Source organism: Amycolatopsis sp. NPDC051061 (genome assembly GCF_040682935.1).
Taxonomy (GTDB): domain Bacteria; phylum Actinomycetota; class Actinomycetes; order Mycobacteriales; family Pseudonocardiaceae; genus Amycolatopsis.
Genome location: NZ_JBFBBZ010000008.1, coordinates 18,119 through 39,927 on the forward strand (window position 1 = coordinate 18,119; position 21,809 = coordinate 39,927).

The 21,809-nt window shown below is 70.6% G+C and carries 20 protein-coding genes; 14 read left to right on the forward strand and 6 right to left on the reverse strand.

What is annotated here, in order from left to right; translation table 11 throughout:
- Positions 1–60: 60 nt before the first annotated feature.
- From AB0N03_RS12715 to AB0N03_RS12755, 9 genes are all read left to right on the forward strand, one after another.
- The gene (locus tag AB0N03_RS12715) at positions 61–858 is read left to right on the forward strand and encodes an SGNH/GDSL hydrolase family protein (protein WP_364369718.1); all 798 of its coding nucleotides are present in this window, start codon (positions 61–63) and stop codon (positions 856–858) included.
- On the forward strand, positions 837–1,394 hold the full coding sequence (locus AB0N03_RS12720; RefSeq protein ID WP_364369721.1) for a TetR/AcrR family transcriptional regulator: 558 nt from the start codon (positions 837–839) through the stop codon (positions 1,392–1,394). Before AB0N03_RS12715 ends, AB0N03_RS12720 begins: the two co-directional genes overlap by 22 nt.
- Before the next feature lie 192 nt (positions 1,395–1,586).
- On the forward strand, positions 1,587–2,714 hold the full coding sequence (locus AB0N03_RS12725; protein ID WP_364369724.1) for a sensor histidine kinase: 1,128 nt from the start codon (positions 1,587–1,589) through the stop codon (positions 2,712–2,714).
- Positions 2,711–3,391 carry a response regulator transcription factor gene (locus tag AB0N03_RS12730; RefSeq protein WP_364369727.1) on the forward strand — a complete coding sequence of 227 codons (681 nt, stop codon included), beginning with the start codon at positions 2,711–2,713 and terminating at the stop codon, positions 3,389–3,391. Before AB0N03_RS12725 ends, AB0N03_RS12730 begins: the two co-directional genes overlap by 4 nt.
- Positions 3,392–3,409: 18 nt before the next feature.
- The gene (locus AB0N03_RS12735) at positions 3,410–4,129 is read left to right on the forward strand and encodes a DUF2786 domain-containing protein (protein ID WP_364369730.1); all 720 of its coding nucleotides are present in this window, start codon (positions 3,410–3,412) and stop codon (positions 4,127–4,129) included.
- 135 nt (positions 4,130–4,264) lie between these two features.
- The gene (locus AB0N03_RS12740) at positions 4,265–4,606 is read left to right on the forward strand and encodes a winged helix-turn-helix domain-containing protein (protein ID WP_364369732.1); all 342 of its coding nucleotides are present in this window, start codon (positions 4,265–4,267) and stop codon (positions 4,604–4,606) included.
- The gene (locus AB0N03_RS12745; RefSeq protein ID WP_364369735.1) at positions 4,603–4,851 is read left to right on the forward strand and encodes a hypothetical protein; all 249 of its coding nucleotides are present in this window, start codon (positions 4,603–4,605) and stop codon (positions 4,849–4,851) included. The genes AB0N03_RS12740 and AB0N03_RS12745 overlap by 4 nt, the downstream gene beginning before the upstream one ends.
- 112 nt (positions 4,852–4,963) lie before the next feature.
- Positions 4,964–7,081 (forward strand): MMPL family transporter, encoded by a 2,118-nt coding sequence (locus AB0N03_RS12750; RefSeq protein ID WP_364369738.1) that lies wholly within the window; start codon positions 4,964–4,966, stop codon positions 7,079–7,081.
- Positions 7,082–7,108: 27 nt separating this feature from the next.
- Positions 7,109–8,011, forward strand: coding sequence for a DMT family transporter (locus AB0N03_RS12755; protein ID WP_364369741.1), 903 nt, complete (start codon positions 7,109–7,111; stop codon positions 8,009–8,011).
- On the opposite strand, the gene AB0N03_RS12760 is transcribed toward AB0N03_RS12755, so the two are convergent.
- Together AB0N03_RS12760 and AB0N03_RS12765 are read right to left on the reverse strand one after the other, a co-directional pair.
- Entirely contained in the window at positions 7,960–10,071 is a 2,112-nt protein-coding gene (locus AB0N03_RS12760) for an EAL domain-containing protein (RefSeq protein ID WP_364369744.1), read from the reverse strand. The two genes, AB0N03_RS12755 and AB0N03_RS12760, sit on opposite strands and share 52 nt — an antisense overlap.
- 20 nt (positions 10,072–10,091) lie before the next feature.
- Complete coding sequence (locus AB0N03_RS12765; protein ID WP_364370331.1) at positions 10,092–10,856, reverse strand: SAM-dependent methyltransferase; 765 nt, start codon at positions 10,854–10,856, stop codon at positions 10,092–10,094.
- 235 nt (positions 10,857–11,091) lie between these two features.
- Here AB0N03_RS12765 and AB0N03_RS12770 point away from each other — a divergent pair, with 235 nt between their 5' ends.
- The 3 genes from AB0N03_RS12770 (at position 11,092) to AB0N03_RS12780 (ending at position 14,099) form a co-directional block, all read left to right on the forward strand.
- Entirely contained in the window at positions 11,092–12,393 is a 1,302-nt protein-coding gene (locus AB0N03_RS12770) for a cytochrome P450 (RefSeq protein ID WP_364369747.1), read from the forward strand.
- A gap of 43 nt (positions 12,394–12,436) precedes the next feature.
- A complete protein-coding gene (locus AB0N03_RS12775) occupies positions 12,437–13,390 on the forward strand; it encodes an alpha/beta hydrolase (protein ID WP_364369750.1) in 954 nt (317 codons plus the stop codon).
- Positions 13,391–13,451: 61 nt separating this feature from the next.
- Positions 13,452–14,099: a DUF6308 family protein gene (locus AB0N03_RS12780; protein ID WP_364369753.1), complete on the forward strand. Its 648-nt coding sequence runs from the start codon at positions 13,452–13,454 to the stop codon at positions 14,097–14,099.
- A 3-nt stretch (positions 14,100–14,102) separates the two neighbouring features.
- On the opposite strand, the gene AB0N03_RS12785 is transcribed toward AB0N03_RS12780, so the two are convergent.
- The gene (locus tag AB0N03_RS12785) at positions 14,103–15,314 is read right to left on the reverse strand and encodes a cytochrome P450 (RefSeq protein ID WP_364369756.1); all 1,212 of its coding nucleotides are present in this window, start codon (positions 15,312–15,314) and stop codon (positions 14,103–14,105) included.
- 101 nt (positions 15,315–15,415) lie between these two features.
- Here AB0N03_RS12785 and AB0N03_RS12790 point away from each other — a divergent pair, with 101 nt between their 5' ends.
- Entirely contained in the window at positions 15,416–18,505 is a 3,090-nt protein-coding gene (locus AB0N03_RS12790; RefSeq protein ID WP_364369759.1) for a BTAD domain-containing putative transcriptional regulator, read from the forward strand.
- On the opposite strand, the gene AB0N03_RS12795 is transcribed toward AB0N03_RS12790, so the two are convergent.
- Together AB0N03_RS12795 and AB0N03_RS12800 are read right to left on the reverse strand one after the other, a co-directional pair.
- Entirely contained in the window at positions 18,489–19,232 is a 744-nt protein-coding gene (locus AB0N03_RS12795; RefSeq protein WP_364369761.1) for an ABC transporter permease, read from the reverse strand. The genes AB0N03_RS12790 and AB0N03_RS12795 overlap by 17 nt on opposite strands.
- On the reverse strand, positions 19,229–20,173 hold the full coding sequence (locus AB0N03_RS12800; RefSeq protein WP_364369763.1) for an ATP-binding cassette domain-containing protein: 945 nt from the start codon (positions 20,171–20,173) through the stop codon (positions 19,229–19,231). Before AB0N03_RS12800 ends, AB0N03_RS12795 begins: the two co-directional genes overlap by 4 nt.
- A 253-nt stretch (positions 20,174–20,426) precedes the next feature.
- Here AB0N03_RS12800 and AB0N03_RS12805 point away from each other — a divergent pair, with 253 nt between their 5' ends.
- Positions 20,427–20,582, forward strand: a complete 156-nt coding sequence (locus AB0N03_RS12805; RefSeq protein ID WP_364369765.1) for a hypothetical protein — start codon at positions 20,427–20,429, stop codon at positions 20,580–20,582.
- 534 nt (positions 20,583–21,116) lie between these two features.
- Here AB0N03_RS12805 and AB0N03_RS12810 read toward each other — a convergent pair.
- Positions 21,117–21,803, reverse strand: a complete 687-nt coding sequence (locus tag AB0N03_RS12810; RefSeq protein WP_364369767.1) for a class I SAM-dependent methyltransferase — start codon at positions 21,801–21,803, stop codon at positions 21,117–21,119.
- Positions 21,804–21,809 lie beyond the last annotated feature (6 nt).

Here is a 21,809-nt window from a genome sequence, read left to right on the forward strand (position 1 = left end):
CGTCTACAGAAGTTTGATAGACAGTGTCCACAAGGTGAACCACGGGTTACGGAGATCGGGATGAGCCACCACCGTTTCGTCGTCCTCGGCGACAGCTGCGCCGAAGGTCTCGACGACCCGTACCCGGACCAGCGCGCCTACCGGGGCTGGGCCGATTTCGTCGCCGCCCGGCTCGCGCAGGACGAGCCCCGCTTCCGCTACGCCAACCTGGCCGTCCGCGGGCGGCGGCTCGACCAGATCGTCCCCGAGCAGGTCCCCGCCGCCACGCGCCTCGAACCCGACCTCGTCGCCCTCTTCGGCGGCGGCAACGACGTCATGAGCCGCGGGTGGGACGCGCGGACCGTCGCCCGGCGGGTCGACGCCGCCATCCGGGCCTGCACCGAGATCTCGCCCGTCGTCGTCACCTTCACCCTCAGCGACATCTCCCACCGGATGCCGCTCGGGCACCGGATGCGGCCGCGGATCGTCGCGCTCAACGAGGCCATCCGCGAAGCCGCCGTCAGCTACGGCGCGCTGCTCATCGACCTCTGGCCCGACCAGGCCGTCACCGACTCGCGGTACTTCGGCGCCGACCGGCTCCACCTCTCCGCGCACGGCCACCGCCGGCTCGCCGCCTACGTCCTCGGCCTGCTCGGCGTCAGCCACGACCCCGCCTGGCTCGATCCGCTGCCCGGCGTCGCCACGCCAGGCGGCTGGCGCGCCGACGCGCACTGGCTGCTGCACGAGGTCCTGCCGGTCGCCGTGACGCGCACGCGCAACCGGATGATCGGCCGCCAGCCCGGCGACGGCTTCTTCCCGAAGCGCCCGGACCTGCTCCCCATCACCCGGGACGAGGCATGGGCACCCGGCAACGCCTGATCGACACCGCGTCCGAGCTGCTGGCCGGCGAAGGGGTCGACGCGGTGACGCTGCGCGGGATCGCCAAGGCCGCCGGCGTTTCGCACGGCGCCCCGCTGCGGCACTTCTCCGGCCGCGCCGAACTGCTGTCCGCCGTGGCGACGCGCGGATACGCCGACCTGCTCGCCCGCCGCGAAACGCTGCCGGGGAACTCGCCACGGGAGCGGCTGACCGCCGCCTGCCACAGCTACCTCGACTTCGCGCTGGCCAACCCGGCGATGTTCGAGCTGATGTTCCGCCGCGACCTGGTCGATGCGGACGACCCGGCGCTCTCCGCGGCGGCGAGCGCGGTGTTCGACACCTTCGCCGTGCTGGTGGCGGCGGTGCCGACGCGGATCGCGCGGTCGGGCGCCGACCTCCGGCTGGTCGCCGCGTCCCTGTGGGCGGCGCTGCACGGCCTCGCGCAGCTGTGGCTGTGGGGCGGCCTGGCCGGAGCGAGCTTTGCGCCGTCGCCCGAGTCGGCGCTGGCCGTCACGCTCGACGCGTACCTGGGATGAGAGCCCGGCGAAGAGGGCGCACCAAAGCCCTCCCCCTTGCCTTGGGTTGGGACCCCCTCTCCACCGAGCCGAGCGAGGCTAGCGACCAGTGACCGCGCAACGGAAGCAACCGGCGACGCAGTGTCGGGTAAACCTTCGCGGTACCCCGCGGGCTCCGGCTACCACGCAGGGTTGACCAGGTAGCTTCGGAGCGTGCCGGGACTCCTTCGCGCGCGGCCGCGGCTCGCCGACGCCGTGCTCGCGGTCGTCGTCGCGGCCTACCAGCTCGTCGGCGCGACCGACCTCGGCGGCCACTTCGGCGACCACGCGCGGCCGCTCGGCCTGGTCCTCGCCGTCGTGAGCGCGCTGCCCCTCGCGCTGCGCCGCCGGTTCCCGATCCCGGCGCTGATCGCGTGCGTCGTCCTGATGGGACTGTTCTACGGCCTCGGCTTCCGGTCGCAGCTCGGCCAGCTCAGCGTGGTCGTGGCCGCCTACACGGTGTGGGCGCACTGCCGGTTCCGGGACGCGCTCGTCGTGACCGTGCTCGGCCTGGCCGCCTACGAGACGTCGATGCTGTTCGGCAGCCCAGTTTCCCCGGTCGGCGACTCGCTCCTGGCGCTGCTGCTCGCCACCGGGATCGCGGCGATCGGGCGCGCCGCCTACGTGCGCGGCCACCGCCTGCGGGACGCCGAGCAAACCGTCGCCGAAGAGCGCGTCCGGATCGCGCACGAGCTGCACGACGTCGTCTCGCACCACCTTTCGGTGATCTCGGTGCAGGCCAACCTCGCGCGGTACGTCTTCGAGTCGTCGCCGGACACCGCGCGGGCGGCGCTGGACACGATCAGCGGCACGACGACCGAAGCGCTCGACGAGCTTCGACGCCTCCTCAGCGTCCTTCGCCCGCCGCGGCAGGTGCCCGAGGAGTACCGGCCGCAGCCCGGGCTCGCCGACCTGGACGCGCTCGCCGCGCGGGTCCGCGAAGCCGGCATCCCGGTCGACGTGAGCATCACCGGCGAGCCGAGGACGTTGCCGCCGGGCCAGCAGCTGTGCGCGTACCGCGTCGCGCAGGAGGCGCTGACGAACGTGCTCAAGCACGCCGGCTCCCCGGCTTCGCTGGTCCTTGAATACGGGACTTCGCAGCTGGTGCTCAGCGTGACCGATTCGGGCGGCCGCGCGGGGACGCCGAACCCGGCCGGGCACGGGCTGGTCGGCATGCGCGAACGCGCCCGGATGTACGGTGGCGTGATCGAGATCGGTCCCCGGGAGCCGGCCGGGTTCGCCGTCGTGCTGACCCTGCCGTACCCGAGCCGCCCGTCGCCCGAACCGCAGGAGCCCGAGTGACCAGCGTGCTGGTGGTCGACGACCAGGACCTCGTCCGCGCCGGGTTCGCCGCGCTTCTCGGCGCGGTGCCGGGCATCGACGTCGTCGGCGAAGCGCGTGACGGGCTCGAGGCCGTCTCGAAGGCGGCGGCCCTGCGTCCCGACGTCGTCTTGATGGACATCCGGCTACCCGAACTGGACGGCGTCCGGGCGACCGAGCGGATCCTCGCGTCGGCGCCGCCGCGGCCCAGCGTGCTCATGCTGACGGTGTTCGACCTCGACGAGTACGTCTACGCGGCGTTGCGCGCGGGCGCGTCGGGCTTCCTGCTCAAGGACAGCCCGCCGGAGACGCTGATCGCGGGCATCCACGCGGCCGCTCGCGGCGACATGCTGTCCGGCCCGGCGATCACTCGCCGGCTGGTGGAGGCGTTCACCGCGGCCCGGCCCGCCGCCGCACCGGCGTTGCCGCGGCTGACCGACCGCGAGCGGGAGGTGCTGCGGTCCGTGGGCACGGGCGCGACGAACGCCGGCATCGCGGCCGAGCTGCGCGTCAGCGAGGCGACGGTGAAGACGCACCTCAACCGGCTGATGGCGAAACTGGGCATTTCGAGCCGGGCGCAGGCGGTCGTCGTGGCGTACGAAACCGGGCTCGTGTCGCCGGGCGACACGCGCACCCGGTGCGCGCGTCCGAACACCTGATCGAATACCCTGCCTCCCATGACCGAGTCAGACCCGCAGCTCGAGCGCATCCGCAAGCTGCTGGCCAAGGCCGAGGACCCGGCGGTCACCGAGGCGGAGGCCGAGGCCTACAACCAGAAGGCCGCCGAGCTGGTCGCGCGCTACGGGATCGACCAGGCGATGCTCGCCGCGTCCGGGGCCGGTTCGGACGAGATCGGCACGCTGAAGATCCCGATGAACGACCCCTACAGCCGCGACAAGGCGAGCCTGCTGACCTCGGTCGCCTACCCGCTGCGCTGCCGGACGCTGCTGCACCGCTTCGGCCAGAAGGTCGACAGCGTCACGGTGTTCGGCTACCGCTCCGACCTCGGCCGGGTCGAGCTGCTGTTCACCAGCCTGCTGCTGCAGGCGAGCACGCAGCTGACGCGCGTCCGGCCGGACGGCTTCTTCCCGGGCGAGTCGCTCGCCGCCTACCGCCGCACGTGGCTGCACGGCTTCGCCCGCGCCGTGCACGAGCGGCTGTCCAACGCCGAGCAGGAAGCGGTCCGCACGGCGGCGCCGGGCGAGCGATCGGCCGAGCTGGTCGTCCGCGACCGCGCGCAGCTGGTGCAGCACGCGTTCGACTCCGAGTACGGCGGCTTGCGTTCGGCCGCGCCAAGGCGCCTGTCCGGCAGCGGCTACTTGGATGGCCACGACGCCGGCACGCGCGCGAACCTGGACCCGTCGGCGTTGACCCGCCGCCTGAAGGCCCTGCGCTGAGCTTCCCCCGGCCGAACGTCATGAACGACTCTTTCAGCGCGTCCGACGACCTGAACGACCCTTTCATGACGTTGCCGAACCCTCAGGGATCACCCTGATACCCCCTCGGCCGAGGACCTGCTAACTTTTGTTGGCATGTGGACCACGGGCGACGAGCTCCTGCGGCAGCTGGGTGCCCTCGGCAACCCGCACCGGCTGCGGATCGTCGCCGCCCTGCGCGCCGAGCGCACCTACGTCAGCAAGCTCGCGCGCGAGCTGCGGATCAGCCGCGCGCTGCTGCAGGTCCACCTGCGCAAGCTCGAAGCCGCGGGCCTGGTCGAGGCCAGCTTCGAGGTCGGCGAAGACGGCAAGACACTGCGGTTCTACGAGCTCACGCCGTTCTCCGTCGTGCTCACACCCGAAACCATCGCGGCCGCCGTGCCGACGCTGACCACACCGGATTCCGTCCAGCGGGACGGCGAGGAGGGACGGACATGAACTGGCACCAGTGGCAGGAGATCATCGGCGTGACCGGGGTCTTCGTCCTGATCACCGTCGTGCTGTCGATCGCGATCGTGCAGCTGGCCTCGACCTGGCGCGCCAAGGCCGCACTCGCGCGCGAGCACGAATACCGTTCGCTGGCCGAAAAAGCCGTCCGGACGCAGGAGGAAACCGAACGGCGGCTGCAGGACGTCCAGGACCGGCTGCGATCCATCGAACACGTGCTCAAGGAGGTCGACTGACCTGAGGCCCTGGACCGCCGAGCGGCAACTCGGCGGCCCAGGAAGAAGAAGCACCCACTCGCCCGAAGGCGAGCTCTCATCGGATCACTCCTTCACGGAAGGACTTTAGTTCATGCTGCCTGCAGGCACGCCCGTGGTCGAACGCGTCACCAACTGGTCGCTGCGCCACCGCGCCGCGGCGATCTTCGGCTGGCTGGCGCTCGTCGCGCTCGCCTGGGTCGTCGGCACGTTCGCTCCCGGCACCGACGCGCGCTCCAGCCCCGCCGGCGACGCCGGGACCGGCCAAGCCGTCCTCGACCACCAGTCCACCCGCGAACCGTTCTGGGAAAACGTCCTGGTACCACGGGATTCCCCGGCCGTCACCGACCTGGTGACGACGTTGACGACGTCCGGCGCGGCCGCGGACATCCGCTCCCCGCTCGACGACCCCGCCCAGGTCTCCGCCAACGGCAAAGCCGGCCTGGTCACCTTCCGGATCACCGGCACAGGCACGGAAATCCGCTCGAACCTCGCGAAGGCGACCGCGGCCGTCGAGACGGTCGCCGCCCGGCACCCGGACGTCCACCTGGCCCAGGCCGGCGACCTCAGCGTGTCCGGAGCGGTCGACCAGAGCATCAAAGAGGACATCAAGCGCTCCGAAACCCGTTCGCTGCCGATCACCGTGCTGATCCTGCTGGTCGTGTTCGGCTCGCTGGTCGCGGCCGCGGTCCCGGTGCTGCTCGCCGGCACGACGGTGTTCGCCACCTTCGGCTTCCTGTCCCTTGTGGACAACTGGATCCCCGTCAACAGCGCCACTTCCGCGATGACGCTCCTCATCGGCATGGCGGTCGGCGTCGACTATTCGCTGTTCTTCCTGCGCCGGGCCAGAGAAGAACGCGCCCACGGCGTGGACGAGTCGATCCGGATCGCCGCGCGGACGTCCGGGCACGTGATCGTCGTGTCGGGGCTGACCGTCGTGCTGTGCGTCACCGGCCTGCTGTTCACCGGCCTCGACAACCTCCGCGGCCTTACGGTGAGCACGATCCTCGTCGTCGGCCTGGCCGTCCTGGCCGCGGTGACAGTACTTCCCGCGACACTCTCGCTGCTCGGGCACCGGGTCGACCGCGGCCGGATCCCCTGGCTCGGCAACCGCCCGACGCGCTCGCGGTTCTGGGCGGCGGTCGCCGGGGTCGTCACCCGGCGACCCGCGCTGTGGAGCGGAATCGCGGCCGCGTTGCTGATCCTGCTCACGTTGCCCGCCTTCGGGATCCGCCTGCAGGACCCGGCACCGACCGAGAGCCTGCCGCGCAGCATCCCGGTGATCGACGCGGCCGCGCGCGTCCAGGAAGCGTTTCCCGGCGTGACGATGCCCGCGCACGTCGTCCTGTGGAACGAAAACGGCGACCCGGTCGACACGCCGGCCGTCCGCCGGGCCATCGGCGAACTCACGGCGGGCACCCCGAAACCGGTTGTCATCGTCCCGGTGGACCAGTCCCTCGTCGTCCGGATCCCGTTGGGCGGCAACGGTAATGACGAGACGGCAAGCCGCACGCTCACGAAGTTGCGGGAAACTCTGCTGCCCCAGACCATCGGCCGGCTCGACGGCGTCGGATACGCCGTGGCGGGCCGGACCGCGGAGGCGTACGACTTCACCGCGCAGGTGCTCGCGCGAGCGCCGTACGTCTTCGGGTTCATCCTGCTGCTCGCGTTCGTGCTGCTGCTCGTCGTGTTCCGGTCGGTCGCGGTGCCGGCGGTGTCGATCCTGCTCAACCTGCTCTCGGTCGGCGCGGCGTACGGCGTGCTCACGCTCGTGTTCCAAGACGGCTTTCTCGCGCCACTACTGGGTTTCACGCCCTACGGCGGCGTGCTGGGCTGGCTCCCGATGTTCCTCTTCGTGCTGTTGTTCGGACTGAGCACGGACTACCACGTGTTCATCCTCAGCCGGATCCGTGAACGACGGCGGGCCGGCAGTGACGCGCGGGCGGCGATCGTCGAAGGCACCGCGCGCAGCTCCGGCGTCGTGACCAGCGCCGCGCTGATCATGACCGGCGTGTTCAGCATCTTCCTGAGCCTCGCGGCGATCGAGTACAAGATGCTCGGGCTCGGCATGGCGTTCGCGATCCTGCTCGACGCGACGCTCGTGCGCGGCGTGCTGCTACCCGCGGCACTGGCTCTGCTCGGCGATCGGCTCTGGCGACCGGAAGCTGTAGCAAGCCTTAACGATGACCCCAGAACTCTTCACTTGTCCTGACAGATCATCTTCGGCACGGTGGACAGCGTGACTGGATGGGTGCGCATCGCGGTATTGGCTCTTCTGTGGGGCTCGGGCTTCCTGTGGATCAAGCTGGCCCTGACCGGGCTGAGCCCCGTCCACCTCACGCTGGTCCGCTGCGCGCTCGGCGCGCTGACGCTGCTGGCCATGGCCTTCGCGACCGGCCAGCGCCTGCCGCGCGACCGCCGGACGTGGGGCCGGCTGGTCGTCGCCGCGTTCTTCTGCAACGCCCTGCCGTTCGCGCTCTTCGGGATCGGTGAACGCACGGTGGACTCCGGCGTCGCGGGCGTCATGAACGCGACGACCCCGTTGTGGTCCCTGCTGATCGGCGTCCTGCTCGGCACGGACCGCCGCCTCGGCCCGGTCCGGTTGCTCGGGCTGGTCCTGGGTTTCGCCGGCGTGCTGGTGATCTTCGCGCCGTGGCAGCAGGCCGGTCTGCTGAGCGGCGGCGCGCTCGCGCTGCTCGGTGCCGGGCTCAGCTACGCGATCGCCTTCGCCTACATGGCCAGGAAACTGCCACCCGGCGGCGCGCCGCTCGCGCTGTCGGCCGCCCAGCTGACGACGGCGACGGCGCTGACCGCACTGGCCCTGCCCGTGTCCGGCACGGCCCCGCACCTGAACCCGACCGCGCTGGTGGCGGTCGTGATCCTCGGCGTCTTCGGGACCGGCATCACGTTCTACCTCAACTACCGGGTGCTGACCGACGAAGGCCCGACGGCCGCGGCGACGGTCGGCTACCTGCTCCCGGTGGTGTCGGTCGCGCTCGGCGCGCTCGTTCTCGGCGAGCCGCTGACACCCCGGGTCGTCGGCGGCATGGTGATCGTGCTGGCCGCCGTCGGCCTGACCCGCTGGCCGGCTCAGGCGAAGCTGCCCGCGAGCTCACCAGGCGGCCTGGCGGCGCCGAAGTAATCGCCCGTGCCCAGCTCCGCGCCGGCCGTGCCCCACCAGCTCGCCTGGTCCTCGGTGTGGATCCCGTCGACGACCAGCGTGGCGCCGACCTGCCGGACCAGCGGCACCAGCGCGCCCAGGAACGTCGAGTCCGACCACGCCTGCCACTCGGCGAGCCGGCGGTCGACGCGGACGATGTCGACCGGCAGGGCCTCGACCGCCCGCAGGTCTTCCGGCCCGAGCCCGAACTCGTCGAGCATGACGCGGACCCCGAGGTCGGCCAGCGCGGTCATGTTCTCGACGACGCCGGACACCGGCAGCGCGCCGACCGGGACGCCGAGCATCAGCTGGTCCGGCGGCAGGCCGGTGTCCGCGAGCATCCGCGTCACGCGCGTGCCGAGGGCATCGTCGGCCATCTGGTGCCCGGTCAGCCCGGCGACCACCGGCAGCCGGGAACCCGCGCGCTGCCGCCACCATTCGCCCTGCCGGCCCGCCGCGCGCAGCAGCCAGTCGCCGAGTGGCAGCACGAGCCCGGTCGACTCGGCGAGCTCCGCGCAGCTTTCGTGCGCCAGCGGCCGCTCGTCCGGCCGGTCCCAGTGCAGGCGGGCCTCGAACCCGGCGGCTTCGCCGTCCGCCAGCCGCGCCAGCGGCCGGTAACGCACGTCGATCCGGCCGTTCTCCCAGGCGCCGGCCATGCCGACGGCCAGCGCCTGCGTCCGCCGGTCCCGGGCGTCGGCGTCGCGGTCGAACACCTTCCACTGTCCACGGCGGTGCAGCTTGGCGCGCCGCAGCGTCTGGTCGGCCGCGCGCAGCAGTTCCGCGGGGTCGACGCCCTTGCCGGGCCGGTGGACCACGCCCGCGCTGGCCGACAGCGCGAGCCCGTGGCCGTCGACGAAGAACGGCTCGGCGAGCTCGTCGTTGATCGCCCGCACGATGGAGTCGATGTCCGGCGTGGTCGCCGAGTTCTCGACGAGGATGCCGAACTCGTCGGCGTGGAACCGCGCGATCATGGCCCGCTCGCGCGCCATGACCGCCTTCAGCCGCTGGGCGAAGTGCATCAGCAGCTGCTCGCCGACGCGGCGGCCGAGGCTGTTGCAGACCATGCCGAACGCGTCGAGGTCGACGTGGAAGAGCGTGACCCCGTACTCCGGGTCGGCGCGCCGCAGCGCCGCTTCGAGGTGGGTGCCGAAGTACTGGCGGTTCGGCAGGCCGGTCAGCACGTCGTGCAGGGCCTGGCGGCTCAGCTCGCCCTGCAGCAGCATCAGCTCGGTGCCGTCCTCGACCACGACGACGAAGTGGCCGGGCCGGTCTTCGGCGTCGCGCAGCAGCGACGCGGTGAGCGAGATGCGCGCGACGTCGCCGTCCTTGCGCAGCAGCCGCTGGGACTGCCGGACCCGCTCCCGGCCGCCGCCGGCCAGCGCCGCCATCGCCTCGCGGAGGACCTCGGCGGTGTCCGGGTGCACGTGGTCGTCCAGCAGCGTCCCGGCCAGCTCGCCGGGCGGGTGCCCGAGCATCTCGGCCAGCGCGGCGTTCGCGCGCACGATCCGGCCGTCGAGCGCGACCAGCGCGATACCGCTCGCGGACGACGTCACGACCTCTTCGAAGCGCGCCTCGCTCTGCTTGAGGTTCCACTGCGCGTCGCGCACCGCCTTGAGCAGCGAGAGGTGCATGATCTCCTGCTGGTCCAGGACACTGCGCTCGTGCGCGATGAGGAAGCCGCACGAGAGCGCGCCCAGCGTCAGCGCGATCCGCTCGGCGAAGCGGTCCACCGGCTGCAGTTCGGGCAGCCCCGGCAGGCCCTTCCCGAGGACGTCGAGGGTGCACCGCAGGCCCGGCTCGCCGACGTAGCCGAGCCCGACCAGCCGCGCCCCGATCCGCTCGGCGGGCGCGGTGTCCGCGGACGCTCCGCACAACGACCCGACCAGCGTGTCGAGCATTCCGCGCAGTTCTTCGTCGAGCAGCTCCCGGCTCAGCGAAACCACGGTCACGCCGCTGAGCAGGTACGCCCATTTCCGCGCGAGCACGGTCCGCGCGCGTTCCGGGCCGGGACCCGCGGGCCGCTCCGGTACTTCGTCGATCATCGGCATTCGTTTTTACCCGCTCAGCTCTTACGGCCGATTCCGGCGTAGACCAGCATGTTCATCTCGGCCGCCGCGGAGATGTCCGCCGGCCCGGCCGGCCGCCATTCGCCGCAGCCCACCAGCCCCGGTTCGACGATTTCGAATCCGGCGAAGAGCGCGGAAACCTGGTCGTGCGTTCGCAGTGTCACCTGGTCGGGACTCCGGCTTTCTTTGATCACTTCGGTCGCGTCTTCGAGGTTTTCGCCCTGGTGGTCGCCGGTCACGTGCGTGATCGCGAGAAAACTCCCCGGCGCCAGCGCCGAACTGTAGCGCGTGACGAGGTCGAGCGGATCCGATTCGTCCGGGAGCCAGTGCAACATCAACAGCATCAGCAATCCGACCGGTTTTTCGAAGTCCAGCAAACTGCGCACCGGCGGTGCATCGAAAATCTTTTCCGGGTCCCGCATATCGGCCTGTACAATCGCTGCACGATCGTTGCCGGACAGCAGGAGCTCGCTGTGCGCGACGGCCACCGGGTCGCGGTCGACGTACACCACCCGGCAGTCCGGATCCTGCTGCTGGGCGACCTCGTGGACGTTCGCCACCGTGGGGATACCGGAGCCGAGGTCGAGGAACTGCCGGATCCCGTGGCCGGTCATGAACCGCACCGCGCGCCCGAGGAACGCGCGATTCACGCGCGCGGCGTCGCGCAGCCCGGGCATCGCGTGCTCGATCTGCTCGCCCACCGCGCGATCGACGGCGAAGTTGTGCCCGCCGCCGAGCATGAAGTCGTAAGTGCGCGCCATGCTGGGCACGGAGATATCGACACCCGGTGGAACCCATTCCGGTGATCGTGTCACGGAAAACACCTTCTCAGCCGTGTCGGAACGGAAAGAGCTTAGCGATTCCCGATGACCCGGCGACTGCGCCATCCGCGTGAGCACACACCACCCGATCGGGCACTGTCCCCTTCGGCCGGACGCGCCTACCGTAGGCCGTCTCCTTGGGGAATCCACACAATGGCGTAAACGAGGAGTCCACATGAGCGTCCCCGTGGCCCCGGGCCGGTGGCCTTTTGTCGGGCACACTCCGGCACTGCTGCGGCAACGCTCCGCATTCACCGATTCCTTGCACGAACACGGAGAAATCGTCAAAATCCACCTCGGCCCGATGCCGGCCTACTTCGTCACCAGTCCACGGTTGGCGCACGAAGTGCTGGTCACGGCGGGGCCGAAGTTCCGCAAGGGCGTCATGTTCGACAAGTTCAAGCCGTTCGTCGGAAATGGCTTGGTGCTTTCGAACGGTGACTTCCACCTCCGGCAGCGACGGCTGATGCAGCCGGCGTTCCACCGAGACCGCCTGGCCGCCTACGCCGGGACCATGGCGCGCGCGGCGGCGGAGCTCAGCGACTCGTGGCGGCCGGGCGAAGTGCGGCCGCTCGACGAAGACCTGCAGGGCCTCGCCGTGACGATCGTCGGGGAAGCCCTGTTCTCCACGGAAATCGGGAAAGCGGCGGTCGAGGAAGCTCGCCGGTCGATTTACCTCATCATCCAGCAGGGAATGATTCGCGCGTTGTCCCCGAAGTTCGTCGAAAACCTGCCGGTGCCCGGCAACCGGCGGTTCGACGAGGCCATCCGGCGGATGCAGGAAATCGTCGTCGAGGTCATCCGCGACTGGCGCACCGAGAGCGTCGACCGCGGCGACCTGCTTTCCATGCTCCTGCTGGCCGGCATGACCGACGAGCAGGCGCGGGACGAGGTGCTCACCCTGCTCACCGCGGGCATCGAGACGACCGCGCTGGCGCTGTCCTGGACGTTCCACGAACTCGGCCGGCACGCCGACGTCGAGGCGCGGGTGCACGCCGAAGTCGACGAGGTGCTGGACGGCCGTCCGGTCACCATCGACGACATCGCCCGGCTGACCTACGTCCGGCAGGTGGTCGACGAGGTGCTGCGCTGCTACCCGCTCTGGATGCTGATGCGCCGCACGCTCGAGGAGGTCGATCTCGGCGGCACGCGGATCCCGGCGGGCGCCGAGGTCATCGTCAGCCCGCACGCCCTGCACCACGACCCCGCGTCGTTCCCCGACCCGGACCGGTTCGACCCCGATCGCTGGGCCCCCGAGCGGGCGGCGCTGCTGCCCAAGGGCGCGTTCATCCCGTTCGGCGCGGGCGGGCGGCAGTGCATCGGAAACCGCTTCGCCCAGAACGAAATCGTCATCACGGTGGCGACGGTGGCCGCGCGCTGGCGGCTGGTCCCGGTCCCGGGCCGGCCGGTGCGCGTGAAGTTCACCTCCGCCGCCTACCCGGACAGCCTGCCCATGACGGTTGTCCCCCGTCGCTAGTTGGAGGTCTTTCCCCGTGCTACGCCGAATTTGTGCTGTCTTCGTGCTGCTCGCGGCCACTCTGTTCGTGCCCGCCCCGGCCCAGGCGGCGACGACCTGCGAGGACTTGTACGTCCCCGTCACGGTGGCGCTCCTGCCGCAGACGACGCACGGCCGTCTGTGCACCCCGGCCGGCGCGTCGACCGTGGTGGTCCTGATTCCCGGCGGCACGTACAACGCGTCCTATTGGGACATCGGCTACACGCCGGAGACCCGGTCGTTCCGCCGGGCGGTGAACCAGTCGGGGATCGCGACGCTCGCCCTCGACCGCCTCGGCACCGGGCAGAGCTCGAAACCGTTGAGCGCGTTGCTGAGCGCGTCCGTCCAGGCGACCGCGGCGCACGCCGTGGTCCAAGCGGTGCGCCCGCGGTTCGCGAAGGTGGTCATCGGCGGCCACTCGATCGGCTCGGCGATGGCGATGGTCGAGGCGGGCCGCTACCGCGACGTCGACGGCGTGCTCGTCACCGGCATGACGCACCGGATGAACCTGGTGTCGGTGGTCCCCACGCTGGCCCAGATGATCCCGGCCCCGCTGGATCCGGCCGTGCCCGGTCGCGACGCGGGTTACCTGACCACCGACCCGGGCACCCGCTACGCGGCCTTCCACACCCCAGGCCCGTACGACAGCGGCGCGATCGCCTACGACGAGTCCACAAAGGACGTGTTCGCGGCGACCGAGGCGGTGGACAGCCTGACGCTGACGACGGTGATCACCCCGGCGTCGCAGCGGATCACGGCCCCGGTCCTGCTGGTGGTCGGCAACGACCCGAACTTCTGCGGGATCCTGGGCAGCGACTGTTCGTCTCCGCAGGCGTTGCGGGCGTCCGAAGCACCGTTCTTCGGCACTTCGCAGCTGCAGACGTACATCCTGAACGGCTACGGCCACGCGATCAACTACGCCCCGAACGCGCCGACGTACTTCGGCGTGGTGGGAAACTGGCTGAAAACGCTGTCGTAACGGCCAAGCTCACGAGCGCGACCCTCATCTGACCACCGTCGGCGATGAGGGAGCGCTCGACATGATCGACTACGCCCACCAGCACCACGTCCTGGACGAATGCGTCCGGGGCGAGCACCGCGAAGAGTCGTTGGCCGCCCTGCGGCGCTACTTCGACCAACGCTCGGCGGCCCGTTACACCGGCCGCTGGTTCGAACGCTTCGCCGGCGGCGGCGACCGCCCGGACGTCGCGAACACGGTGACGGAAGCCGACGTCCTGGCGCTCAACTTCCTCAGCATCACCAGCCTCGCCGACGTCGCGATCGACACGACGATCACCTACGCGTACCAGATCCGGAGCCTGCTCGAGCAGATCCCGGTGAACCTCTCGATGCATTCGATGTCCTGGTCCACGTACGAAAAGGGCTCACCGGCGTTCCGGTTGTGGGAGCTGTTCCGCAGCTGCGGCGGCAACCACCGCCCGGTGACGGCGTCCAAGCTCCTGGCCCGCAAGCGCCCCCGCCTGTTCCCGGTGTACGACAGCCGGGTCAAGACGGTGCTGAAAGCGCCGCGCAGTGAGTGGCAGTGCCTGTGGAGCTGGTTCCACACGGACTCGACGAGAGCGTCGGCACTGGCCGATCTGCGCATGGAGGCCGGTGGGATCGAAGACATCAGCTTGCTGCGCTGCCTCGACGTCGTGTTGTGGATGCGAGCCCGCACGCGTTCGTGAGCCCTACCAGGTGACCGGCAGCTCGTGCACCCCGTAGATGTTCATGTCGGTCCGCAACTTCACCTCCCCGGCCGGAACGGCGAGCCGCAACGTCGGAAACCGCCGCAGCAGGCCCTCGAACCCGGCGCGCATCTCGATCCGCGCCAGCTGCTGCCCCAGGCACTGGTGGACACCGTGCCCGAAGGACAGCAGACCCCGCGCGTTCCGGCGGATGTCGAAGGCGTCCGGATCCGAGAAGCGCCGCGGGTCGCGGTTGGCGGCCAGCAGCGAAACGACGACCGTCGCCCCCTTCGCAATCGTTTCGCCACCCAACGAAAGGTCTTCCGTCGCGTAACGGAAGAAGATGTCGGCGACGGACAGGTACCGCAGCAGCTCCTCCACCGCACCCGGCAGCAACGCCGGGTCGGCAACGAGCGCGGCACGCTCGGCCGGGTGCTCCAGCAACGCGAAAGTCCCCAGGGACAGCATGTTGGCCGTGGTCTCGTGCCCCGCGAGCAGCAGCAGGAAGGCGGCCCCGGTCAGCTCCTCGATCGTGAGGTCGTCGTGGCTCGCCAGGTCGGACAGGATGTCCTCGCCGGGCTCGGCCCGCTTGCGCGTGACCAGTTCGGACAGATACGTGTTCAGCGCGATGTACGCACCCATCTTCTCTTCGAGCGTCTGGTCCCGGACCATGAACTGGGCCGAGCTGGCCTGGAAGCTCTCCCGGTCCTCGTAGGCGACGCCGAGCAGTTCGCAGATCACCAGCGACGGCACCGGGAGCGCGAACTCCTTCACCAGGTCGACCGGCGGCGCGAGGCGCGCCAGGTGGTCCAGCTGCTGCTCGACGATCTCGGCGATGTGCGCTTCGAGCTGCTTCATCCGCTTCACGGTGAAGGCGCCGGTGAGCCGCTTGCGCAGCCGGCCGTGGTCCGGCGGGTCCATTGCGATGAACATGCCCGGCAGCTGCGGGGACGGTTCGGTGGCGACGGGCATGCCGGGCGTCTCGTACGGCACGTGGACGACGTCGAGGTCCAGCCGCGAGCTGAACCGCGTGTCGGCCATCATCTCGCGCACCTCGTCGTAGCCGGTGACGAGCCAGCCCTCGTGCCCGTCCGGGAAGACCATCGGGCTGACCGGGCGCGCCTGGCGCAGCGCGGTGATCTCGCGGGGCGGGTCGAAGGGGCCCGCGTCCCGCTCCATGGGGAGACCCTGCGGGATGTCGGCCGTCTCGCTCATCGGACGTTCCTTCCGTGGTGGTTTGCTGCCATCACGGTCGCCGAAGGGCCTGACACGGCGCTGACACGGCCCGGACACCGCCCCATGGCAGACTTGGCCGGGTGCAGATCGGGATGCTGGGTCCATTCGAGGTTCGCGCGGACGACGGCGTACTCGCCGACGTGCCGGGTGCGCGGCTGCGCGGGCTGCTGATCGCCCTCGCGCTCGAGCCGGGCCACATCGTCCAGAAGACGGCGCTCGTCGACTGGATCTGGGGCGAGCAGTTGCCCGCCGATGCCGCGAACGCGTTGCAGCGACTGGTTTCCCGGCTGCGCAAGGTGCTGCCGGAAGGCTCGGTCGAAGGCCACCCGAACGGTTACCGGCTCGCCGTGGCTCCCGAAGACGTCGACGCCGCGCGGTTCGAACGGCTCGTCGGCCAGGCCGGCGACGACCCTCGGCGGCTGCGCGAGGCCCTGGCGTTGTGGCGCGGCGCGGCCATGCAGGACGTCGGCCTGACCGAGAGCGCCGCGTTCGACGCCGCGGTCACCCGGCTCGAAGGACTCCGGCTGGCCGCCCTCGAGGATCGCTTCGACGCCGAGACCGACTTCGGCCAGGGCGTCGTCACCGAGCTCACCGACCTGGTGGCCGCCCACCCGGTCCGGGAACGGCTCGTCGGCGCGTTGATGCGCGGTCTCGTCGCGACCGGACGGGACACCGACGCTCTGCGCGTCTACGAGCGCACGCGCGAAACCCTGGCCGACGAGCTGGGCGTCGACCCCTCGCCGGAGCTGGCCACCCTGCACGTCGCGCTGCTGCGAGGCGAGCTGGTCCGGCGGGAAGAGCCCCGGAAGACGAACCTGCGCGCCGAGCTGACCAGCTACGTCGGCAAGGAGGACGACATCGCGGCGGTCCGCGGCCTCGTCACCGAGCACCGGCTCACCACGCTGGTCGGACCGGGCGGCTCGGGCAAGACCCGGCTGGCCACGGAAACCGCGCGCACGCTGCTCGGCGACGTCCCGGACGGCGCCTGGCTGGTGGAACTCGCCCCCACCGAAGGTGACGTGGCCCAAGCGACGCTCGCCGCGCTCAAGCTGCGCGACGCGCTGCTCGGCGACGCGCCGGAGACCGAACCCACCGACCGGGTCATCGCCGCGTTGCGCGACCGCGACCTGGTGCTGGTCCTGGACAACTGCGAGCACGTGATCGAGTCCGCGGCGGCCTTCGCCCACCGGCTGCTCGGCGAGTGCCGCCGGCTGCGGATCCTCGCGACCAGCCGGGAACCCCTCGGCATCACCGGTGAGGCACTGTGGCCGGTCGCGCCGCTGGTTCTGCCCGCGGAGGACGCCGACCCGGACAAGATCGAGTCCGCGCCGGCCGTCCGGCTCCTGCGAGACCGGGCTCAAGCGGTGCGCACGGACCTGGTGGCCGACGCCCCGACGCTGGCCCGCGTCTGCCGCGCCCTCGACGGGATGCCGCTGGCCATCGAGCTCGCCGCGGCCCGGCTGCGCACGATGTCGCTCGAGCAGCTCGCCAACCGGCTCGACGACCGGTTCCGCCTGCTGACCGGCGGCAGCCGCACCGCGCTGCCGCGGCACCGGACGCTGCGCGCGGTGATCGACTGGAGCTGGGAACTGCTCTCCGAAGACGAACGCGTCGTCCTGTGCCGGCTTTCGGTGTTCGCCGGTGGCGCGAGTCTGGAAGCGGCCGAGCGGGTCTGCGCGAGCGACGCGGCCGAGGAGCTGCTGACCGCGCTGGCCGAGAAGTCGCTGGTGGTCACCGAAGGCGACCAGGCACCGCGCTACCGGATGCTCGGCACGATCAAGGAGTACGCGGCGCAGCGGCTCGCCGAAGCCGGGGACACCGACTCGGCGCGTCAGGCGCACCTCGCGTACTTCACCGAGCTCGCCGAAACAGCGGAGCCGCACCTGCGCCGGGCCGATCAGCTGAAGTGGCTCGCGACCCTCGACGCCGAACACGACAACATCGTCGCCGCGATGCGCGGGGCCCTCGCGGCCGGCGAGGCGACCGGGGCGATGCGGCTCGCCGCGGCCGCGGGCTGGTACTGGTGGCTCGCCGGCCACAAGACCGAGGGCAACGAGCTGCTCATGGCGGCCACCGCCGTGCCCGGCGAAGTGCCCGACGAAGTCCGCGCCACGGTGTACGCGTTCGTCACGGGCTTCCTGACGTCCGGCCGGGAAAGCGACCAGTTCCAGGCGGCGGACTGGATCCACCAGGTCCACGAGCTCAGCGGCCGGGTGGAGCGCCCGCACCCCGCGGTGTCGCTGGTCGCCGCGCTGGAACGCATGCTGCAGGCGCCGGACGCCTTCCTGCCCGCGTGGGAACCCCTGCTCGCCGACGACGACCCGTGGGTCCGCGGCCTCGCCCGGCTGCAGCTCGGCAAGATGCGGATCCAGCTCGGCGGCGCCGGGCAGGAGGCGGACGCCTTCCTCGAGGCGGCGCTGACCGAGTTCCGCGCGCTCGGCGAACGGTGGGGGACGTCGTTCGCGCTGACCGAGCTGGCCGACCGGATCGCCATGCGCGGCGAGTTCGCCGGCGCGTGCGAACACTACGAACAAGCGATCGTCGTCGTCACCGAGGTCGGCGCGATCGAGGACGTCGTGCGGATGCGGTCGCGGCAGGCCCAGCTGTACTGGCTGTCGGGCGAAAAGGAAGCCAGTGCGTCGGCGATGGCCGAGGCGCAGCGGCTCGCGGAAGGGGTCGCCTGGCCGGAGGCGCTGACCGAGCTGGCCCTGGCGAAGGCGGAGCTGGCCCGCTGGAGCGGCGACGCCGTGCAGGCCCGCCGGCAGCTCGACGTCGCGACGGCCACGCTGGGCACGGCCGCCGAGCGGGCGAACATCCAGGTGACGACCCAGGACCTGCTCGGCTACCTCGCCGAGGGTCTCGGCGAAGCCCGCGATCACCGCGTCGCGGCTCTGCGGGCGGCGTCCGAGACAGGGACCGCCCCGATGATCGCGCAGGTGCTCGTCGGGATCGCCGACCTGGCCCTGCGTCGCGAAGAGTACGAACAGGCGGCGCGACTGCTCGCGGCGAGCGCCGCCGTGCGCGGAGTGGCGGACTGTTCGCAGCCGGACGTCGCCCGGATCGAGCAGGCCACGCGGAATCGCCTCGGTGACCCGAAGTTCACCGAGGCGACTCAGGAGGGGACGGGAGCGGACTGGCGCGAGCTGGCCGAAGTCACGCTCGCTTCTTGAACGTCGACCGGGCCCAGAGGTAACCGACCAGGGCGATGCCGGCGCACCAGGCGATCGCGGCGATCGCGTAGCCGGTCGACGGCGTGCCGTTGAGCAGCCCGCGCACGGTTTCGATGATCGGCGTGAACGGCTGGTACTCCGCGAACTGCCGCAGGCCCGGGCCCATCTTGTCCGCCGGGGCGATCGCGCTGCTGAAGAACGGCAGCATGACCAGCGGCACCGAAGCCAGGCCGGCCGTCTCCGGCGACTTCGCGAACAGTCCCAAAGCGACGGTGAGCCAGCCGGCCGCGAAGGCGAGCAGCAGCACCACGCCGAGCACGCCGAGCCAGTCGAGGAAACTCGCGTGCGGCCGGAAACCCAGTGCGAACGCCACCCCGACGAGGGCCGCGATGGCGACCAGGTTCGTCAGCACGCTGGCGACGACGTGCCCGGTCAGCACCGCCCCGCGTGAGACGTCCATGACCTTGAACCGGTTGATGATGCCCTTGGTCATGTCGGAGTTCACGGCCGTCGCGGTGGCCCCGAGGCCGTAGCAGATGGCGAGCAGCATCAGGCCGGGCGTCGCGTAGTCGACGTAGTTCACGCCGACGTCGAAGGCGTCTCCCAGCATGTACACGAACATCAGCATGATCACGATCGGCATCAGGACCGCGTTGAACACCGAGGTCGGGTTCCGGGCGATGTGCTTGAAGTTGCGGCGCAACATGACCGTCGAGTGGGTGCTCATTTCGCTGCGACCTCCGAGTCGGACACGGTGTGGCCCGTCAGGGCGAGGAAAACGTCGTCGAGATCAGGGGTGTGGACGGAAAACTCTTCGGCGTTGATGGCGTACTCGTCGAGCCGGTCGAGCAGGTTCCGCAGCGACTTCGTGCCGCCGTCGCCGGGAACCCGCAGGGTGAGCGACTCGTCGTCGCGGGTGGAGCCGCTGATGACCCGCGCGGCCGCGTCGAGCTCGGCGACGCTGGTGAACCGGAGCCGGACGTGGGTGCCGGGGATCTGGCGCTTGAGTTCGTCGGGCGTGCCCTGGGCGACCAGCCGCCCGCGGTCGAGCACGGCGATCTTGTCGGCGAGCTGGTCGGCTTCGTCGAGGTACTGGGTGGTGAGGAAGATGGTGACGCCGTCGGCGACGAGGTCCTTGACGATGGACCACATGGTGCGCCGGCTGCGCGGGTCGAGGCCGGTGGTGGGCTCGTCGAGGAAGATGATCCGCGGGTCCCCGACGAGCGTCATGGCGAGGTCGAGCTTCCGCCGCATGCCCCCGGAGTAGGTGGAGGCGGGCTTCTGCGCGGACTCGCTGAGTTCGAAGCGCTCGAGGAGGTCCGCGACGACCCGCTTCCCGTTCGTGACGGGGCTGAGATCGACCATGAGCTGCAGGTTTTCCTGCCCGCTGAGCAGCTCATCGACGGCGGCGAACTGCCCGGTGACGCCAATGGCCTTCCGGACGGCCTTGGCCTCGGAGTCGATGTCATGCCCGGCAACGCGCACAGTCCCGCCGTCGGCTTGGGCGAGCGTGGTCAGGATGTTGACGGTGGTGGTCTTCCCGGCCCCGTTGGGCCCGAGGAGGGAGAAAACGCTCCCCGAGGGAACATCGAGATCGATCCCATCGAGGACGACTTTGTCTTGGTAGGCCTTCCGGAGGCCGGTAGCGGTGATCGCCGAGGTGGTCATGGGAGAACCTTGAGGGGCGGCCCTGACACCAACCTGACCCCGAACTGACACGACGTCTGACACGGCCGCGGGCTCCTGCATGCTCAAAAGTGACCTTGCGCTAGTCGTTCTACCGACGGGACCGCTCCGGTGAGGTCGTCCGGCTCTTCCGTCCGGAGCTCGACCGGAAGGCGGTGGCGCTGGCCCGCGCGGGCCGGAACCTGGTCGGCGTCGGTACCCATGAGGCTCCCGGCGGGTCCGACCGGTCGCGTGGGTGTCCGGGGACGAGGGCCGCACCGCGCGCGAGATCGAGTTGCTGAACGACGCGCCCGGTTATTGGGCGCCCACGGCGGTCGCGGCGGAGGGCGCTCAGATCCTCGTGGCCGGTTCCTTCGGCGCGGGCGCGACCTCCAGACCGCCACGGTGCTGAGAGCCGGCGGGACGTGGCTACTGGCCGGCGGATCCGCGGCCGGCGCGGTGGTCGTGACCGGAGAACCGGGCGACTGGAGACTCGTCGACCGGGCGGCGCTGGGTGACGACAGGGTCATCGGCGGGACCGTCGACGAAGCGGGCAAACCGGTGCTGATCGGGGAGCGCATCGAGCAGGACTGGAGCGCGTCGAGCCGACCCTGCTCGGTGGTTTGGGCGCTCGGTACCGACGGTTGGCAGCGGGGCGAACTGGGCTGTCCGAGGGCCTCGGTCAGCGCCGCCGCGAGCCTGCCGGACGGCCGGGTGGCACCAGCTCACGGGCGAGCGGGAAGACTATTTTCCCGGCAGGTTACCCTGCGCCAGATACGCCGCCGCGCTGCAGGACGACCTTCTCCTGCTCCAGCAACCGGTTACGCTTCTTGACTTCGCGCAGCTCAACGGCCTCCTCCGAAGTAAGTCCGGGCCGGGTTCCGTCGGCGACAAACCCGGCGCGGGCCGCGGGGTGTGCCTGACCAAATTTAACTACTATTGCGGACTACGCTGCGGCGCGCGAGTAGTTGGCTCGCTTATACGCCAGGGTCACACCATCGAAGACCGGCAGCATGCTCAGGTCAACCCGGTCGTCATCGCATAGTGCGGCGTTCAGCGCGCGGAGTGAGTCTGTCTCCTGGTCACTGATGTCGGGGCGCGCCACCTTGCCTGACCAGAGCACGTTGTCCAGCACAAGCAGTCCGCCCGGCCGGAGTAGTTCAAGGCATCGTTCGAAGTAGTCGGCATAGCTTTCTTTATTACAGTCGATGAACGCGAAGTCCACAGTGCCGGCGGCACCGCCGGCAAGCAGTACGTCCAAGGTCTCGACGGCGGGACGGATTTCCACCTGGATACGGTCGGCGACCCCGGCCCGTTCCCAGAAAGGGCGGCCGATCTCGGGCCACTGCGCGTTGACGTCGCACGTGATGACGCGCCCATGTGCGGGGACGGCGCGGGCCATGGCCAGCGTGCCGTACCCGGTGAACGTCCCGACCTCGACGACGGTGGTGGCCCCCGTCAGCCGGACGAGGAAGCCAAGCAACTGCGCCTCCTCTGGTGGAGTCAACATGCCGTGCTCGAACGAGAGCCGAATGGTGGCCGCCCGCAGCTCACGCGCGATGTCGTCTTCGCGAAGGGAAACATCCCGCACATACTTCTGGATTTGATGGTCCAGCACCAAATTGCGGAGCACCCGGTT

What these genes read in the sequence shown, in the direction of transcription:
- AB0N03_RS12720 (WP_364369721.1), top strand. Translation starts at nt 837, where the DNA reads ATGGGCACCCGGCAACGCCTGATCGACACCGCGTCCGAGCTGCTGGCC.
- AB0N03_RS12780 (WP_364369753.1), top strand. Translation starts at nt 13,452, where the DNA reads ATGATCGACTACGCCCACCAGCACCACGTCCTGGACGAATGCGTCCGG.
- AB0N03_RS12795 (WP_364369761.1), bottom strand. Translation starts at nt 19,232, where the DNA reads ATGAGCACCCACTCGACGGTCATGTTGCGCCGCAACTTCAAGCACATC.
- AB0N03_RS12750 (WP_364369738.1), top strand. Translation starts at nt 4,964, where the DNA reads ATGCTGCCTGCAGGCACGCCCGTGGTCGAACGCGTCACCAACTGGTCG.
- AB0N03_RS12760 (WP_364369744.1), bottom strand. Translation starts at nt 10,071, where the DNA reads ATGATCGACGAAGTACCGGAGCGGCCCGCGGGTCCCGGCCCGGAACGC.
- AB0N03_RS12715 (WP_364369718.1), top strand. Translation starts at nt 61, where the DNA reads ATGAGCCACCACCGTTTCGTCGTCCTCGGCGACAGCTGCGCCGAAGGT.
- AB0N03_RS12785 (WP_364369756.1), bottom strand. Translation starts at nt 15,314, where the DNA reads ATGAGCGAGACGGCCGACATCCCGCAGGGTCTCCCCATGGAGCGGGAC.
- AB0N03_RS12745 (WP_364369735.1), top strand. Translation starts at nt 4,603, where the DNA reads ATGAACTGGCACCAGTGGCAGGAGATCATCGGCGTGACCGGGGTCTTC.
- AB0N03_RS12735 (WP_364369730.1), top strand. Translation starts at nt 3,410, where the DNA reads ATGACCGAGTCAGACCCGCAGCTCGAGCGCATCCGCAAGCTGCTGGCC.
- AB0N03_RS12800 (WP_364369763.1), bottom strand. Translation starts at nt 20,173, where the DNA reads ATGACCACCTCGGCGATCACCGCTACCGGCCTCCGGAAGGCCTACCAA.
- AB0N03_RS12740 (WP_364369732.1), top strand. Translation starts at nt 4,265, where the DNA reads ATGTGGACCACGGGCGACGAGCTCCTGCGGCAGCTGGGTGCCCTCGGC.
- AB0N03_RS12765 (WP_364370331.1), bottom strand. Translation starts at nt 10,856, where the DNA reads ATGGCGCGCACTTACGACTTCATGCTCGGCGGCGGGCACAACTTCGCC.
- AB0N03_RS12770 (WP_364369747.1), top strand. Translation starts at nt 11,092, where the DNA reads ATGAGCGTCCCCGTGGCCCCGGGCCGGTGGCCTTTTGTCGGGCACACT.